Source organism: Burkholderia sp. E168m23 (assembly GCF_016586125.1).
Lineage (GTDB): Bacteria > Pseudomonadota > Gammaproteobacteria > Burkholderiales > Burkholderiaceae > Burkholderia > Burkholderia orbicola.
The window spans coordinates 1-2,241 of record NZ_BCPP01001072.1; the positions used below are offsets into that span (position 1 = coordinate 1).

Here is a 2,241-nt window from a genome sequence, read left to right on the forward strand (position 1 = left end):
ATTTCCCAGATCTTCGACGGACGGAAATAGAACTCGCGATAGAACTGCTCGAGATGGTGGTAGATCTCGTCGCGCGACAGGTGCGCATAGCCGATCGCCGCGAGCTGCACGCCTTCCTTGCTGACCAGGTTGATGGTCTTGTTCTCTTCCATCCAGCCGTTTTCCACGGCCTGCTTGTACAGCGTCGTGCCCGGATACGGCGCGGCGAGGGACACCTGGATCGTATGCGGATTGATTTCCTTCGCGTACTCGATCGTCTTCTTGATGGTTTCCTGCGTCTCGCCCGGCAGGCCGAGGATGAAGGTGCCGTGGATCTTGATGCCGAGCTTCTTGCAGTCCGCGCTGAAACGGCGCGCGAAATCGGTGCGCACGCCCTTCTTGATGTTCACGAGGATCTGGTCGTCGCCCGATTCGAAGCCGACCAGCAACAGGCGCAGGCCGTTTTCCTTCATGATCTTCAGCGACTTGTACGGCACGTTGGCCTTCGCGTTGCACGACCACGTGATGCCGAGCTTGCCCAGGCCGATGGCGATGGCTTCGGCGCGCGGCAGGTCGTCGGTGAAGGTGTCGTCGTCGAACATCAGTTCCTTCACTTCCGGCATGTTGTCGCGAATCCACTTCGCTTCCGCGAGCACGTTCTCGACCGAGCGCGTGCGGTAGCGATGGCCGCTGACCGTCTGCGGCCACAGGCAGAACGTGCAGCGCGACTTGCAGCCGCGGCCCGTGTAGATCGACACGTACGGATAGTTCAGGTAGCCGATGAAGTAGTTGTCGATCTTCAGGTCGCGCTTGTAGACGGGCGCGACGAACGGCAGTTCGTCCATGTTCTCGAGGATCGGACGCGCTTCGTTGTGCTCGATCGAGCCGTCCTTCGCGCGCCAGCTCAAGCCCTTGATCTCGGGGAACGGCTTGCCTTCGGCGAGCTCCTTGCAGGTGTAGTCGAATTCCTCGCGGCACACGAAGTCGATCGCCTCGCTCGCCGTGAGCGAGTTGTGCGGATCGACCATCACCTTCGCGCCGACCATGCCGACGAGCATCGACGGCTTCATCTTCTTCAGATCCTGCGCGAACATCGCGTCGGTCGGGAACGACGGCGTGCTCGTGTGGATGATCACGAGGTCGTAGTCGTTGGCGATCTTCAGCGTTTCCTCGACCGACAGGCCGTCGGCCGGCGCATCGACGACGCGGCTGCCCGGCACGAGCGCGGCCGGCTGCGCGAGCCAGGTCGGATACCAGAAGGAACGGATTTCGCGCTTCGCCTGATAGCGCGAGCCGGCTCCGCCGTCGAAGCCGTCATACGAAGGGGCCTGCAAGAACAGCGTTTTCATGAATGCTCCGGTAGCCTGCATAGTTCGTTTCGTTACAACGATTCAGTCAAAAAACCGCGGGCCGCCATGCCGGCGCCCGCCTCTCTGTCATGTCGCGCCGCGCGGCTTCGCCGTGCGACGCGTCTCGGCCCGCGGGCCGGTTTCGATCGACGGCCCTAGCGGCCGTCCACTGCTTCCACGGCCGCGGTCGCGCGTTCGCCGCCGACGACCGTCATCCTGGCGCCGCGCCACACGACGTGCGTGCCGAACACGGCCGCGAGCCACTCGAGCGCGAGCAGCGTGTCGCGCACCGCGACGAGCGGCAGGTCGCGCCAGAACGCGCGCCAGCCGTCCTCGCCGCGCGCATGCAGCACGAGCCGGCCGAATGCGCCGAGCGCGGCCGCCCCGCCCGCCAGCGTGCCGGCGAAGGTGCCGTCGAGGCGCAACGCGAGCGCCGCGCCGATCGCGAGCCACGGCACGGTAAACGTAATGAACAGGAACGCGAAGCCGGCCGGATTCAGCGAACGGATCGTGCGCAGCCAGCGCGTCTCGCGGTGCCACAGCGGCCCGAACGACGGCTCGATCACGTCGGTCGCGACCTCGACCTCCGACAGCACGGTGCGCCGCCCGAGGCGACGCGGCAGCTCGGCCAGCCAGAAATCGTCGGCCAGTTCGTCCTTCAGCGCGACGAGCCCGCCGATCCGGTCGAGCGTGTCGCGCGTGAGCGCGAGCGTCGCGCCGAAGCCGAAGCGGCTCGAGCGGCCGAGGTGCGTGATGCGCACCGACGGCGCGAACCAAGCGTCGACGAACTGCGCGCCGATCCGCGTCCAGAAGCCGCCGACGCTGCGCGCATGATACAGGCACGTGACGACCCCCACCGACGGGTCCGCCAGCGGCGCCGTGACACGCTCCAGATAGTCGTCGTATAACTTCG

General features: G+C 65.8%; 2 protein-coding genes. Both read right to left on the minus strand.

The annotated features are described in order from the left end of the window. Positions 1-1,349, minus strand: a 1,349-nt coding sequence (gene hpnJ, locus JMF90_RS34145) for a hopanoid biosynthesis associated radical SAM protein HpnJ (protein WP_374104318.1), incomplete at its 3' end; no start/stop codon positions are given. Positions 1,350-1,483: 134 nt separating this feature from the next. Beyond that, positions 1,484-2,241 (minus strand): glycosyltransferase (locus tag JMF90_RS34150; protein ID WP_201326079.1); only part of this gene is annotated, 758 nt, incomplete at its 5' end.